Here is a 13041-nt window from a genome sequence, read left to right as displayed (position 1 = left end):
AACCACTTAGTCTGTTGGACGTGGCGACGTCCAAGGTAGAGCGGTTGATGAACCTCGTCATTGCGCTCCTGTCCACCCGTAGTTACCTGTCCGCGGAGCAGATCCGGGCCAACGTCACCGGCTACCAGGACCCGCCGACCGACGAAGCGTTCTCCCGCATGTTCGAACGGGACAAGAACGAGCTGCGCGATCTCGGCATCCCGCTGGAGACCGGGCGCGCCTCGATGATGGATGTCAACGACGGCTACCGCATCAATCGCACCGCGTACGAGTTGCCGCCTGTCGAGCTGACCGGCGACGAAGCGGCCGTCGTCGCCATTGCCACGCAGCTCTGGGAGTCGCAGGAGATGGTGACGGCCACGCAGAGCGCGCTGCTCAAGTTGCGGGCCGCGGGGGTGGACGTCGACGCATCCGACGCCGGCGTCGCGATCACCACCGGGGCTGCCCCGGGGCTGCGCGGCTCGGAGGAGGCGCTGGGAATTCTGTTGTCCGCCATCGACTCCGGACGCGCCGTGCAGTTCGCGCATCGCCCGAACCGGAGCGCGCCGTACATCGACCGCACTCTGGAGCCGTGGGGCGTGGTCACCTATCGCGGCCGGTGGTACGTCGTCGGGCACGATCGGGACCGCAACGCCGCGCGCACCTTCCGGGTATCGCGCATCGGCGATGGCGTGCGTGCGGTGGGACCCGACCGCGCCGTCACCCGGCCGGACGGGGTCAACCTGCGCGACATCGTGCACCGGGCGGTCGCCGAATGGCCGGCCGGTGAGCTGGCCCGGATCTGGGTAGCCGACGGCCGGGGGACTGCCCTGCGCCGGCAGGCCGTCAGCACCACACCCCGCGCGCGCAATGGGCGCAGCGGCGACGAGGTCGTCGTCGACATCGGCATGGTCGACCGGCTGGCCCGCGAGGTCGCCGGTTACGGCGCCGACGCCGTGGTGCTGGAGCCGGAATCATTGCGGGACAATGTGATCGGCCGGCTGCGGGCGCAGGCGGGGGAGGGCGCATGAGTAACGTGTCGAACCGCTTGGTGCGGCTCTTGAACATGGTTCCGTATTTCCAGGCGAACCCGCAGATCAGCCACGACGAGGCGGCCGCCGAGCTGGGCGTGACCCGCAAGCAACTGCTGGCCGATCTCAACCAGCTGTGGATGTGCGGCCTGCCCGGCGGGCTCCCCGGCGACCTGATCGACCTGGACTTCGAGGGCGACACCATCGAGGTGATCTTCTCGGCCGGGATGGACCGGGCGCTGCGTCTCACCTCACCGGAGGCCACCGGTGTGCTCATGGCGCTGCGGGCGCTCGTCGACGTGCCCGGCGTCGTCGACCCCGACGTGGCGCGCAGCGTGATCGCCAAGATCGAGGCCGCCGCCGGCACTGCCGGAGCGATCGCGGCGTCGGTACCGGCCCCCGATATCACCGGCGACGCCGAGAACAAGGCCACCGCGGTGGTGCGGGCCGCGGTCCGGGACAAACGGGCGTTGTCCCTCGAGTACCACTCCGCTTCGCATGACACCGTCTCGCAGCGCACCGTCGACCCGATCCGGGTGGCCCTCATCGGCGACCACAGCTACCTGGAGGCATGGTGCCGCACCGCAGAGGGCGTGCGGCTGTTCCGCTTCGACCGCATCGTCGACGCCACCGCCCTGGACGAACCGGCCGCACCGCCGGCGCCCGCCGTGCAGGCCGGGCCCGACACGTCACTGTTCTCCGCCGACACAGCGGACCCGACGCTTCCGGTGGCGACCCTGCTGATCGACGTGTCCGCGTCGTGGATGTTCGACTACTACCCGCTGGCAGTGCAGCGGGAGATTCCCGACGGCAGCTGGGAAGCCACCATGACCTACGCGTCGGACGAGTGGATGGCCCGTTTCGTCCTCGGTTTCGGTTCGGCGGTCCGGGTCCTGGACCCGCCCGCGCTCGCCGACCGCGTGCGCGAGTCCGCGGTGGCGGCGCTGGCGGCGTATGAACCCGGCCCTGGCGAGTAGACTCGGCCTCAACTTCTGGAGGTGACCCAAATTGGGCGGTTTGCAACCGTGGCACTGGTTGATCGTCATCGCGGTGTTCGTGCTGCTCTTCGGCGCGAAGAAGCTGCCGGACGCCGCGCGTTCGCTTGGTAAGTCGATGCGCATCTTCAAGTCCGAGTTGAAGGAAATGCAGTCGGACAGCACGCCGGAGCAGTCTGCGGCTCCGCGTCCCATCACTGCTGAACGTGTCGAGAACCCGGCGCCTGCACCGCAGGCGGCGCCGGATGCCGCGGACAAGCACCCGGCCTGACCTTTTGCCGTGATCCCGCCACAGGCCAGCGCCCGCGGCGGTCGGCTCCTCTCATACTCACGTGCCAGCATCTGGAATCTTCAGCAAGCTTGACCCGCGCCGTCGACGGTCGCGGGTCAATCCCGACGGCACCATGTCGCTCGTCGATCACCTCGAAGAGCTGCGGACGCGGTTGCTGATCGCGGTCATCGCGGTCCTGTTGACGACCATCGTCGGCTTCCTCTGGTACAGCCACGGCGTCTTCGGATTCCCCAGCCTCGGTGACTGGCTGCGCGGCCCGTACTGCTCGCTGCCCGCGTCGTCGCGCGCGTCGATCGCCCCGGACGGGGAGTGCCGGCTGCTGGCCACCGCGCCGTTCGATCAGTTCATGCTGCGGCTCAAGGTCGGCATGGCGGCGGGCATCATCCTGGCCTGCCCCGTCTGGCTGTACCAGATCTGGGCGTTCATCACCCCTGGCCTGTACAAGAAGGAACGGCGCTTCGCGTCGCTGTTCGTGGGCGTCGGTGCGGTGCTGTTCGTGTCTGGCTCGGTCCTGGCGTACGTGGTGCTGTCGACCGCGTTGTCGTTTCTGCTGACCGTCGGCAGCGATGTGCAGATCACCGCACTGTCCGGTGACCAGTACTTCGGCTTCCTGATCAACCTGCTGGTCGTGTTCGGCATCAGCTTCGAGTTCCCGCTGCTGATCATCATGCTGAACATGGTCGGGGTGCTCACCTACGAGAAGCTCAAGGCCTGGCGCCGCGGGCTGATCTTCGGCCTGTTCGTCTTCGCCGCGTTCGTGACACCCGGCTCGGATCCGTTCTCCATGCTGGCGCTGTCGCTGGCGTTGACATTGCTGCTGGAAATGTCGATCCAGGTGGCCCGGTGGCACGACCGGCGCAAGGCCCGGCGCGAGGCCGAGGCTGTTCCCGACGACGAGGCCGCCCCGATCGGGTCGGTCGAACCCATCGATGCGCCTTCTGCCGTGCCTACTCCGACCCGGCTGACCATCGATGACGACGCCACCTGAGTCGCAGGCGGCGGTGCCGCCAGAATCCGCACCGGCGCCTGACGCCGAGCCGGGTCCTCAGCTGCGCGACTTCGCCGCGGGCCTGTCGTTCACCCTGGACCCCTTTCAGACCAACGCCTGCATCGCGCTCGAGAATGGTCGCGGTGTCCTGGTCTGTGCCCCGACCGGTGCCGGCAAGACCGTCGTCGGCGAGTTCGCGGTGCACCTGGCGCTGGCCGCCGGGCGGAAGTGCTTCTACACCACGCCGATCAAGGCGCTGAGCAACCAGAAGCACAACGACCTGGTGGCCCGCTACGGGCCCGAACGCATCGGCCTGCTTACCGGTGATCAGGCAATCAACGGTGACGCCGACATCGTGGTGATGACCACCGAAGTGCTGCGCAACATGCTCTACGCCGATTCGCATGCACTGCACGGCCTGGCCTATGTGGTGATGGACGAGGTGCACTTCCTGGCCGACCGCATGCGCGGCGCGGTGTGGGAGGAAGTGATCCTGCATCTGCCCGACGAGGTTCGGCTGGTCAGCCTGTCGGCGACGGTGAGTAACGCCGAGGAGTTCGGCGGCTGGATTCAGACTGTTCGCGGTGACACGACTGTCGTCGTCGACGAACATCGCCCGGTGCCGCTGTGGCAGCACATGCTGGTGGGCAAGCGGCTCTTCGACCTGTTCGACCTGTCCAAGGGCGTCGACGGAGGCAAAGGTGGCGGCAAGGGTAAGGCCCGCGTCGATCCGGAGTTGTTGCGGCACATCGCGCATCGCCGCGAGGCGGACCGGCTCATGGACTGGCAGCCGCGGGGACGAAGCGGTGACGGGCGCGGACGTTCCGGCGGCCGGCCCGCGATGTACCGGCCACCGAGCCGGCCCGACGTCATCGGCACGCTGGACCAGGCCGGGCTGCTGCCGGCCATCACGTTCGTGTTCTCGCGCGCCGGGTGCGACGCCGCGGTCAAGCAGTGCCTGCGTTCCGCGGTGCGCCTGACCAACAAGGCCGAACGCGACCGGATCGCCGAGGTCATCGACCGGCGCTGTGCCGATCTGGCTGAGTCCGATCTGGTGGTGCTCGACTATCACGAATGGCGCGAAGGCCTGCTGCGCGGCCTGGCCGCCCACCACGCCGGACTGTTGCCGGTGTTCCGGCACACCGTCGAGGAGCTGTTCACCGCAGGTCTGGTCAAAGCCGTCTTCGCCACGGAGACACTGGCTTTGGGCATCAATATGCCGGCCCGCACCGTCGTGCTGGAACGGCTGGTCAAGTACAACGGCGAGCAGCACGCCCCGTTGACGCCGGGGGAGTACACCCAGCTGACCGGACGCGCCGGGCGCCGCGGCATCGACGTCGAGGGCCACGCCGTCGTGTTGTGGCATGCCACCGACGAGATGGCCGATCCGGCCCAGGTCGCCGGTCTGGCGTCGACCCGAACGTTCCCGCTGCGCAGTTCCTTTGCGCCGTCCTACAACATGACCATCAACCTGGTTCAGCACATGACGCCGGCGGCGGCGCACCGACTGCTCGAGCAGTCCTTCGCGCAGTACCAGGCGGACCGGTCGGTGACCGGGCTGGTGCGCGGCATCAAGCGCGGTGAGCGGATGCTCGCCGAGATTGCAGCCGAGCAACGTGAGAGTGCGGATTCAGCGCAGGGTGGCGATTGGAACGCCGTGCTGGAGTACGCCCGGCTGCGGGCGACCATCACCGAACGTGAGCGGGCACAGTCCCGGGCCGGCCGCCTGACGCGGCGCAAGGGCATCGCCGATGCGTTGGCCGCGCTGAAGCGTGGTGACGTCATCGCCATCGGCCTGGGCCGCCGCAGTGGCCTGGCCGTGGTGCTGGAGGAGGCTTTCGACGCCGACGACCCGCGGCCGCTGGTGTTGACCGAACATCGATGGGCGGGAAGGATTTCCGCTGCCGACTATGCGGGAACGTCGCAGCGTCTGGGTAGCATGTCCCTGCCCAAGCGGGTGGAACATCGGCAACCGAAGGTGCGCCGTGACCTGGCCTCGGCGCTGCTGCGGGCGGCCGACGCCTTGGACGTGCCATCGGTGCGCCGCAGTCGCGGTTCTGCTGACGAGACACCGGACATCGACCCGGAGCTCGCCGGTCTGCGGGAGCAGATGCGCCGTCACCCCGCGCATCAGCTGCCCGACCGCGAGGCGAAAGTGCGTGCGGCCGAACGCTATCTGCGCATCGAACGCGACAACGACCAGACCCGGCAGAAGGTCGCCGCGGCCACCAACTCGCTGGCTCGCACCTTCGACCGGATCGTGTCGCTGCTCAGCGAGCGTGGCTTCATCGAAGGCGCCGACGGCGAACCGGCGGTGACCGACGACGGCCGGCTGCTGGCCCGGATCTACAGCGAGAGCGACCTGCTGGTCGCCGAGTGTCTGCGCGGCGGCGTGTGGGACGGTCTGAATCCGGCGGAACTGGCCGCGGTGCTGTCGTCGGTGCTTTTCGAGTCACGTGGTGACGGCCCCACGGTGCCGCCGGGCGCCGAGCAGGCCACCGACGAGGTGCGCCGCGCGCTGGCCAAGACCCGTCGGCTGTGGACCGACATCCGCGGCGATGAGCGCCGGCACCGGCTGCCGTTCAGCCGTGAACCTGACGGCGGTTTCGTGGCCGCCATGTACAGCTGGGCGACGTACGGCGATCTGACCGCGGCGCTGCTGATGTCCGACAATGGCAACGGAAATGCTCTGCCCGCAGGCGATTTCGTGCGGTGGTGCCGTCAGGTGCTGGATCTGCTGGACCAGGTGCGGCTGGCGGCGCCGTCGCCGCAGTTGCGGGTGACGGCAAAGCGGGCCATCGGGGCGGTGCGCCGCGGCGTGGTGGCGATAGACACCATGTGATGCGCCGCGATCGGCCGCTGCGCGGCGTCAGGCCGGGCCCAGATCCAGCCAGTCGTCGACCATGAACCGGTCGCCGCGCGCCACGATGGTGGCGCCGCCGTGGCCTGCATAGTGCGCGGGGACGACGGCCGCCCGCCGCCGCGATGCCTCGGTGAACACCCGCTTGCGGGTGACGGTGGCCTCGGCCGCGTTGACGTCGTAGGCGCACGGATCATCGGGCCGGGGAATCTGGATCGGGCAGTGTGTCAGGTCGCCGACGAACACGGCCGGCTTGCCGGCATCCAGCCACAGCACCGACGAGCCGGGCGTGTGGCCGGGCGCGGGGCGCAGCCACACCGAATCGCTCAGTTGGTGGTCACCGGAGAACAGCTCCGTCTGGTCGGCCACGGGGATGACGCTGTCCTCGAACACCGTTCGCATCTCGTCGGTGGTGTCGGGGTTGTCGGGCGCGAAGAACCGGTGATCCGCTTCGGGCATCAGATAGCGGGCGTTCGGGAACGTCGGCGCCCAGGCGCCGTCGACCAGTTGGGTGTTCCAGCCGACATGGTCGGTGTGCAGGTGTGTGTTGAGGACGACGTCGACGCCGCCCGGGTCGATTCCGGCCGCCCGCATGTTGTCGAGGAACGGCGTGTTCAGGTGATCGAGCGGCGGCATGTGCGGCCGGTGCCGGTCGTTGCCCGCGCCGGTGTCGATGACGATGGTCAGCCCGTCGACCTGAAGCACCCAGCTTTGAATGGCGATGCGGAACAGGTCGGTCTCGGGGTTCCAGAACCGTGGGACCAGCAGGTCGGCCTCGGCGTGCCAGGCCTCCGGCGGCGTCGACGGCCACAGCGACGTGGGGATCTGCACCTGGGTTTCCGCGACGCGGGTCAAGGTGGCATTGCCGAGCCGGATTTGGTCCGTCATACCGCGAGAGTAAGGCCGAGCGTTCGTCAGCTGACGGCCAGACACGCGCGCCACGGAAGACTGTGCAGGTCATCCACAAACGGTTGCACCGGTAGTGTGGTTGACCAGCACCCCGGAGTCAGTGACATCCGGGTAGGGGAGAGCACCGAGGAGAAACGATGAGCGGTCCAGAGGGAACTGACCCGTCGCAGCAGTGGCAAGGTCAGCAGCCCGCTTGGGGTCAGCCGGCGCCCAGCGCCGAGCAGCCGACCACTGCCGCCCCGGCGTGGGGGCAGCAGCCGGCCTACAACCCCGAGCAGTACCAGCAGCAGTACCCGGCGGGTCAGCCTGGTGCCGCGCAGCCTGGAGCGCAGCAGGTGCCGGGCTATCCGCAGCAGCAATACCCGGGTTACCCGCAGCAGGGCTACCCGCAGGCCGGTGCTTACGGGCAGCCGCAGTACGGACAACCGCAGTACGGACAACCGCAGTACGGGCAGCCGGGACAGTACGGCCAGCCGCAGTTCGGTGAGGGCGCCGCGGGTCAGCAGTTCGACCAGCAGTTCGGTGCGCCGGCGGGCAAGAAGTCCAACAAGGCACTGCTGCTCATCGGTGGCGTCGTGGCCGCCGTCATCGTCGCGGTCGTCGGCGTGCTCGGATTCCTGTGGCCCGGCTTCTTCGTCACCACCAAGCTCGACATCAACGCCGCGCAGTCCGGCGTGCAGAAGATCCTGACCGACGAGTCCACCGGTTACGGCGCCAAGAACGTCAAGGACGTCAAGTGCAACAACGGCACCGACCCTGAGGTCAAGTCCGGCCAGACCTTCGACTGCGACGTGAGCATCGACGGCACCAAGCGCACCGTCAAGGTCACCTTCAAGGACGACAAGGGCACCTACGAGGTCGGCCGCCCGAAGTAATCTCCTCTGCTGAGCAGACGTGAAAACCCCCATTTTCGAGTCGAAATGGGGGTTTTCACGTCTGCTCGCGGGTAGTCCGGCGAGCTACAGCTTGTCCAGGGCCTTCTGGAGCCGCGCGATCGAGTTGGTGACGCCGTACGCGCCGGCCAGCTCGGCCACCCGCTGCGGGTCGCGGGCGACCAGCGGCAGGGCATCCGAATCGGTCGACATGGACACCGGCGCATCGGTCGCGACCCGGACGACGGGCAGTGCGGCGGCGATGTAGTCGGTCGCGGCGAGCAGTTTCTTACGTTGTGCCGCAGCCATTTTGGAGCCTGAGTCCTGGGCGGCGGCCTCGATCGCCGTGAGTGAGCCATAGGTCTGCAGCAGGGTGGACGCCGTCTTCTCGCCGATGCCGGCTACCCCTGGCAGTCCGTCGGACGCGTCGCCGCGCAGCAGGGCCAGCTCGGCGTACGCGGCGCCGGCGCGATCCAGCGGGACGCCGTAGGTCTCGGCGACCTCCGCGGGCCCGTAGAGCACTGCCTTGGCCAGGCCGCGGCCGATATAGAACACCCTGATTCCTGGCGCGTGATCGCTGGCGAGCTGCAGCAGGTCGCGGTCGCCGCTGACCACGATCGCCGGGTCGGTCTGTTCCCGGGTGGCCAGCGTGCCGAGCACGTCGTCGGCCTCGAAGCCGGGTGCGCCCGCGGTGGCGATGCCGAACGCGTCGAGCAAGTCCATGATCATGGCGACCTGCGGCGTGAGGTCGTCGGGCACTTCTTCGACGTCGGGGTCGTCGCCCGGCGTCTCCTCGACCACCCGGTGCGCCTTGTAGGACGGGATCAGGTCGACCCGCCACTGCGGCCGCCAATCCAGGTCCAGGCACACCACGAGGCGGCCGGGGCGGTGCTGGGTGACCAGGGCCGCGATGTTGTCGAGGAAACCGCGGACCGCGTTGACGGGGCGGCCGTCGGGCGCCGTGATCGAGGACGGCACCCCGAAGAACGAGCGGAACCACATGCTGGCGCCGTCGAGGAGCAGGATCGGCTGGGTTCCGGGGATGTCGATCGGCATCGCACTAGCCTATTGCCATGAGTTCAGGCCGATTCAACACCGACGTCTATGCCGCGCGTCTGCGCTCGGCCGCCGCTGCTGCCCACGCCGCCGGCCTGGCCGGTTTGGTCATCACCCCGGGGTACGACCTCCGGTATCTGGTGGGCTCGCGGGCGCAGACCTTCGAGCGGCTGACGGCGCTCGTGGTGCCGGCGGACGGCTCGACACCGACGGTCGTGGTGCCGCGGCTGGAACTGGCCTCGCTGAAGGAGTCGGCGATCCTGGAACTGGGCCTGGCGGTTCAGGATTGGGTCGACGGCGATGACCCCTACGCGCTGGTGGCGACCGCGCTGCCGGGCAGTGCGGTCGCGGTCACCGACGCCATGCCCGCGCTGCACCTGCTACCGCTGGCGTCGGTCCTCGGTGCGGTGCCGGTGCTGGCCACCGACGTGCTGCGGCAGTTACGAATGATCAAGGACGCCAGCGAGATCGACGCTCTGGCGAAGGCCGGCGCGGCCATCGACCGGGTGCACGCGCGGGTGCCCGAATTCCTGGTGCCGGGACGCACCGAGGCCGACGTGTCCGCGGACATCGCGGAAGCGATTGTCGCCGAGGGTCATTCGGAGGTGGCGTTCATCATCGTCGGCTCGGGGCCGAACGGGGCGGACCCGCACCACGAATGCTCCGACCGTGAACTACAGGTCGGCGACATCGTCGTCGTCGATATCGGCGGTCCGGTCGAGCCCGGCTACAACTCGGACTGCACCAGGACCTACAGCATCGGCGAACCCGATCCCGTGGTGGCGCAACAGTATTCGGTGCTGCAACGCGCGCAGGCCGCGGCGGTGGCCGCGGTCAGGCCGGGGATGACCGCCGAGCAGATCGACGCGGCGGCCCGCGACGTGCTTGCCGCAGAAGGGCTTGCCGAGGTGTTCGTCCACCGCACGGGCCACGGCATCGGCCTGTCGGTCCACGAAGAGCCCTACATCGTGGCGGGCAATGGGTTGACGCTGGAGCCGGGCATGGCGTTCAGCGTCGAGCCCGGGGTCTATTTCGCGGGGCAGTGGGGCGCGCGGATCGAGGACATCATCGTCGTCACGGACGACGGCTGCGTGTCCATGAACAACCAGCCGCACGAGTTGGTCGTGGTGCCGGTCGACTAGCTCGGCTGGCTCGCCAGTCCATCGAACGTGGACTTGTCGTGGCTGCAGAAGACGGTCACCTCGTCCGAATGCTCGGAGATGAGGTCGGACAGGCGATGCATGTTGCGCAGCTGGGCCGTGGGACTACTCGGATGCCCGAGCAGCAGGTGCAACGCGCGACTGGCCGCCCCCGTCATACCGGGGGTCAGGGCGCTGGCCCGGGTGTAGGCATCGCCGGCGTGGAGCAGCCAGCCCGCGCCGGTGTCGATCGCCACGCCGGCGTGGCCACGGCTGTGGCCGACGAGCGGGACCACGAGGACCTGCGGTGGCAGCCCCGGCAGTTCGCGAACCGCCTCGAAACCGAACCACGGGTCACCGCCTCCGAGTTCGTTCACCTGCCATCGCACACCGTGTGCCCACAGCTGATCGCTGCGGTAGCGGATGCGATCGATTGCGGTGGGTCGCATGCCGGCGCGGTACTCGGGCCCGTGTACATGCACGGTCGCCCAAGGGAAGTCGGCGAGTCCGCCGGTGTGGTCGTAGTCGAGATGCGTCACCACGATGTCGCGTACATCGGTCGGGTCGTATCCGAGTTCCTGGATCTGCCGGATGGCGGTCTCGGACTCCCGAAGCACCGGCCCGATCGCGTGCCGTGTCCATCCCAGCAATTCGGGTCGGCGTACGCAATCGAGCCCAAATCCGGTGTCCACCAACAGCAAACTGCCGCTGGATAGCTCTACGAGCAGGCAATGGTCGATGGTTCCCAGCGCCATCGTTCCGCAGTTGAGGTGATGAATCTTCATCGCACGGTCACCGTTCTTCGAGGAGTTTCACCAACCGCTTCGTCGCCACCAACCGGAAGGACGCGCCGAGCAGCCCGCGCCCTTCGTCCTGGGCGCGCAGCACACCGGCCGGCCCGGGTTCGTCGCCGTCGAACATGATCGGATGTGGCATCGCGCCAGCCTATAGAGATCGGTCGGCGGACGACCAGCCCGACGAGGTCTCAGTGGTGCGGGTGTTGTCAAGATCGGCTAAGAAAGACAAGATCAACGCCATGGCTGAAATTCGCCGTGGCCGCACGGGACGTGCCGCCAAGCTGGCAACCCTTCCTGCCGGGATCGCAGGCCGCGCCGTCCTGGGCGTCGGCAAGCGCATGGCAGGCAAGTCCAAAGAGGACGTCAACGCCGAATTGGTCGAGAAGGCTGCCGAGCAGCTGTTCCAGGTGCTGGGGGAGCTCAAGGGCGCCGCCATGAAGCTCGGACAGGCGCTTTCGGTCATGGAGGCCGCCATCCCGCCGGCATTTGCCGAGCCGTACCGCGAAGCGCTGACCAAGCTGCAGAGCGACGCCCCGCCGCTGCCGGCGGACAAGGTGCACCGCGTGCTCGACGCCCAGCTGGGCACCAAGTGGCGCGAGCGCTTCCAGTCCTTCGAGGACAAGCCCGTCGCCTCCGCGAGCATCGGGCAGGTGCACAGCGCCGTGTGGGGCGACGGCCGCCGGGTCGCGGTCAAGGTGCAGTACCCCGGCGCCGACCAGGCGGTGCGCGCCGACCTCAAGACATTGCGCATGCTGACCACCTTGTTCAAGCAGGTCGTCCCCGGTGCGGACGTCAAGGGCATCATCGACGAACTGATCGAGCGCACCGAAGACGAGCTGGACTACCGGCTGGAGGCCACCAACCAGCGCGCATTCGCGACAGCGTTCGCCGGCGATCCGCAGTTCTTCGTGCCGCCCGTCGTTGCATCGGCGCCGAAGGTGGTCATCACCGAATGGATGGATGGTCGCAAGCTCTCCGAGATCATCACGGACGGCAGCGACGACGAGCGCAACAATTGCGCGCACATGCTGCTGGAGTTCACCATCAGCGCCCCCTACCGCTGCGGGTTGCTGCATGTCGACACCCACCCCGGCAATTTCATGCTGCTCGACGACGGGCGTTTCGGCGTCATGGATTTCGGCGCCGTCGCGGTCCACGAGGGTGGGCTTCCGGCGGCGACCGGCCCGATCCTGCGGCTCGCTCGCGACGAGAAATGGGAAGAGCTGACGGACTACCTGCGGGCCGAAGGCTTCGTGCCCGCGGGAGCCACCGTGTCTCACGACGAGATCAACTCCTACCTGCGCCCGTACATCGAGCCGTTGCGGCACAAGAGCTTCCATTTCAGCCGCAAGTGGCTGCAGGGGATCGTCGCCACCGCCGCCGATATCCGCAGCGAGCAGTTCGCCGCCACGTTCAAGACCAGCCGTCAGCTGGACCTGCCGCCCAACTACCTGATGATGTTCCGGGTGCTCGGTGGTCTGCTCGGGATCGCCGCACAGCTCGACGCGACGATCAACTACGCCGAGATCGTCGACAAGTGGGTGCCCGGATTCCACGAGGACTGACGAGTTTGACGCAGTAGCTCCGGAGTTGTCGCAGCGGGTGGAACATCTTGCTGGGCAACATGTTTGGCCTCATTGGTCACTTTCGGCACAGGTGTCCCAAACCGCGGAAATTTGTCGGTGCCTCGAACTATTGTTCGACTATGGGATACAGCGACCCCACGGTGATCGAAGAGGCGTACGCCGCGTACGAAGCTGCCACGGCCCGGCTCGCGTCCCTGGACTACACCGGTCTGGACGTGCGGACGTTGTTGGCGTTGCAGTCGCGCCGCGAAACGTTGAAGTGTGCCGCCGAGGCGGTCGATCATCAGATCCTGGCCGCGGCGCAGACGCAGGCCACGGCCAAGGAGATCGGGGCCAAAGACTGGCCTGAGGTGCTGCACGTCCGGCACCGCATCGGCCGGGGGGAAGCCTGCCGCCGGGTCCGGGACTGCGGCAACTTGGGTCCGCGGTCGGCGATCACCGGGGAACCGTTGGGCCCGGTGTGGGAACTGGTCGCCGCCGCCCTGGCCGAAGGCGCGATCAATGGTGAGGGACCTGTCAGATGGTTTGTGTAGGAGC

Annotated in this window: 13 protein-coding genes; 9 read left to right on the top strand and 4 right to left on the bottom strand. The window is 68.1% G+C overall.

Annotation, left to right across the window (positions count from 1 at the left end; translation table 11 throughout):
• Window positions 1-20 precede the first annotated feature (20 nt).
• The 5 genes from ACNO8X_RS20395 (at window position 21) to ACNO8X_RS20375 (ending at window position 6127) form a co-directional block, all read left to right on the top strand.
• A complete protein-coding gene (locus ACNO8X_RS20395; RefSeq protein WP_418002465.1) occupies window positions 21-1010 on the top strand; it encodes a helix-turn-helix transcriptional regulator in 990 nt (329 codons plus the stop codon).
• Window positions 1007-1987 carry a helix-turn-helix transcriptional regulator gene (locus tag ACNO8X_RS20390; protein WP_418002464.1) on the top strand — a complete coding sequence of 327 codons (981 nt, stop codon included), beginning with the start codon at window positions 1007-1009 and terminating at the stop codon, window positions 1985-1987. The genes ACNO8X_RS20395 and ACNO8X_RS20390 overlap by 4 nt, the downstream gene beginning before the upstream one ends.
• Before the next feature lie 31 nt (window positions 1988-2018).
• Entirely contained in the window at window positions 2019-2276 is a 258-nt protein-coding gene (tatA, locus tag ACNO8X_RS20385) for a Sec-independent protein translocase subunit TatA (protein WP_418002463.1), read from the top strand.
• Window positions 2277-2337: 61 nt separating this feature from the next.
• The gene (tatC, locus tag ACNO8X_RS20380; protein WP_418002462.1) at window positions 2338-3285 is read left to right on the top strand and encodes a twin-arginine translocase subunit TatC; all 948 of its coding nucleotides are present in this window, start codon (window positions 2338-2340) and stop codon (window positions 3283-3285) included.
• Entirely contained in the window at window positions 3269-6127 is a 2859-nt protein-coding gene (locus ACNO8X_RS20375) for a DEAD/DEAH box helicase (RefSeq protein ID WP_418002461.1), read from the top strand. The genes tatC and ACNO8X_RS20375 overlap by 17 nt, the downstream gene beginning before the upstream one ends.
• Window positions 6128-6154: 27 nt before the next feature.
• Here the strand turns inward: ACNO8X_RS20375 and ACNO8X_RS20370 are convergent, their stop codons facing one another.
• Window positions 6155-7033, bottom strand: coding sequence for an MBL fold metallo-hydrolase (locus ACNO8X_RS20370; RefSeq protein WP_418002460.1), 879 nt, complete (start codon window positions 7031-7033; stop codon window positions 6155-6157).
• 158 nt (window positions 7034-7191) lie between these two features.
• Here ACNO8X_RS20370 and ACNO8X_RS20365 point away from each other — a divergent pair, with 158 nt between their 5' ends.
• Window positions 7192-7929 (top strand): DUF4333 domain-containing protein, encoded by a 738-nt coding sequence (locus ACNO8X_RS20365; RefSeq protein ID WP_418002459.1) that lies wholly within the window; start codon window positions 7192-7194, stop codon window positions 7927-7929.
• 84 nt (window positions 7930-8013) lie between these two features.
• Here the strand turns inward: ACNO8X_RS20365 and ACNO8X_RS20360 are convergent, their stop codons facing one another.
• Window positions 8014-8982, bottom strand: a complete 969-nt coding sequence (locus ACNO8X_RS20360) for a 5'-3' exonuclease (protein ID WP_418002458.1) — start codon at window positions 8980-8982, stop codon at window positions 8014-8016.
• Between the two features lie 17 nt (window positions 8983-8999).
• On the opposite strand from ACNO8X_RS20360, the gene ACNO8X_RS20355 reads away from it, so the two are divergent.
• On the top strand, window positions 9000-10124 hold the full coding sequence (locus ACNO8X_RS20355) for a M24 family metallopeptidase (RefSeq protein WP_418002457.1): 1125 nt from the start codon (window positions 9000-9002) through the stop codon (window positions 10122-10124).
• On the opposite strand, the gene ACNO8X_RS20350 is transcribed toward ACNO8X_RS20355, so the two are convergent.
• Entirely contained in the window at window positions 10121-10906 is a 786-nt protein-coding gene (locus ACNO8X_RS20350) for an MBL fold metallo-hydrolase (RefSeq protein ID WP_418002456.1), read from the bottom strand. The genes ACNO8X_RS20355 and ACNO8X_RS20350 overlap by 4 nt on opposite strands.
• 7 nt (window positions 10907-10913) lie before the next feature.
• On the bottom strand, window positions 10914-11057 hold the full coding sequence (locus ACNO8X_RS20345) for a hypothetical protein (RefSeq protein WP_418002455.1): 144 nt from the start codon (window positions 11055-11057) through the stop codon (window positions 10914-10916).
• A 100-nt stretch (window positions 11058-11157) separates the two neighbouring features.
• Between ACNO8X_RS20345 and ACNO8X_RS20340 the strand changes: the two genes are divergently transcribed.
• Window positions 11158-12483, top strand: a complete 1326-nt coding sequence (locus tag ACNO8X_RS20340; protein WP_418002454.1) for an ABC1 kinase family protein — start codon at window positions 11158-11160, stop codon at window positions 12481-12483.
• Window positions 12484-12623: 140 nt separating this feature from the next.
• Complete coding sequence (locus tag ACNO8X_RS20335; RefSeq protein WP_418002453.1) at window positions 12624-13037, top strand: DUF222 domain-containing protein; 414 nt, start codon at window positions 12624-12626, stop codon at window positions 13035-13037.
• The last annotated feature ends 4 nt before the right edge of the window (window positions 13038-13041 follow it).

Origin of the sequence: Mycobacterium sp. PDNC021, from assembly GCF_048282635.1 — a bacterium.
Lineage (GTDB): Bacteria > Actinomycetota > Actinomycetes > Mycobacteriales > Mycobacteriaceae > Mycobacterium > Mycobacterium llatzerense.
The sequence above is the reverse complement of the archived record's forward strand: the minus strand, read 5'-3'. Positions and strand labels throughout refer to the sequence as shown.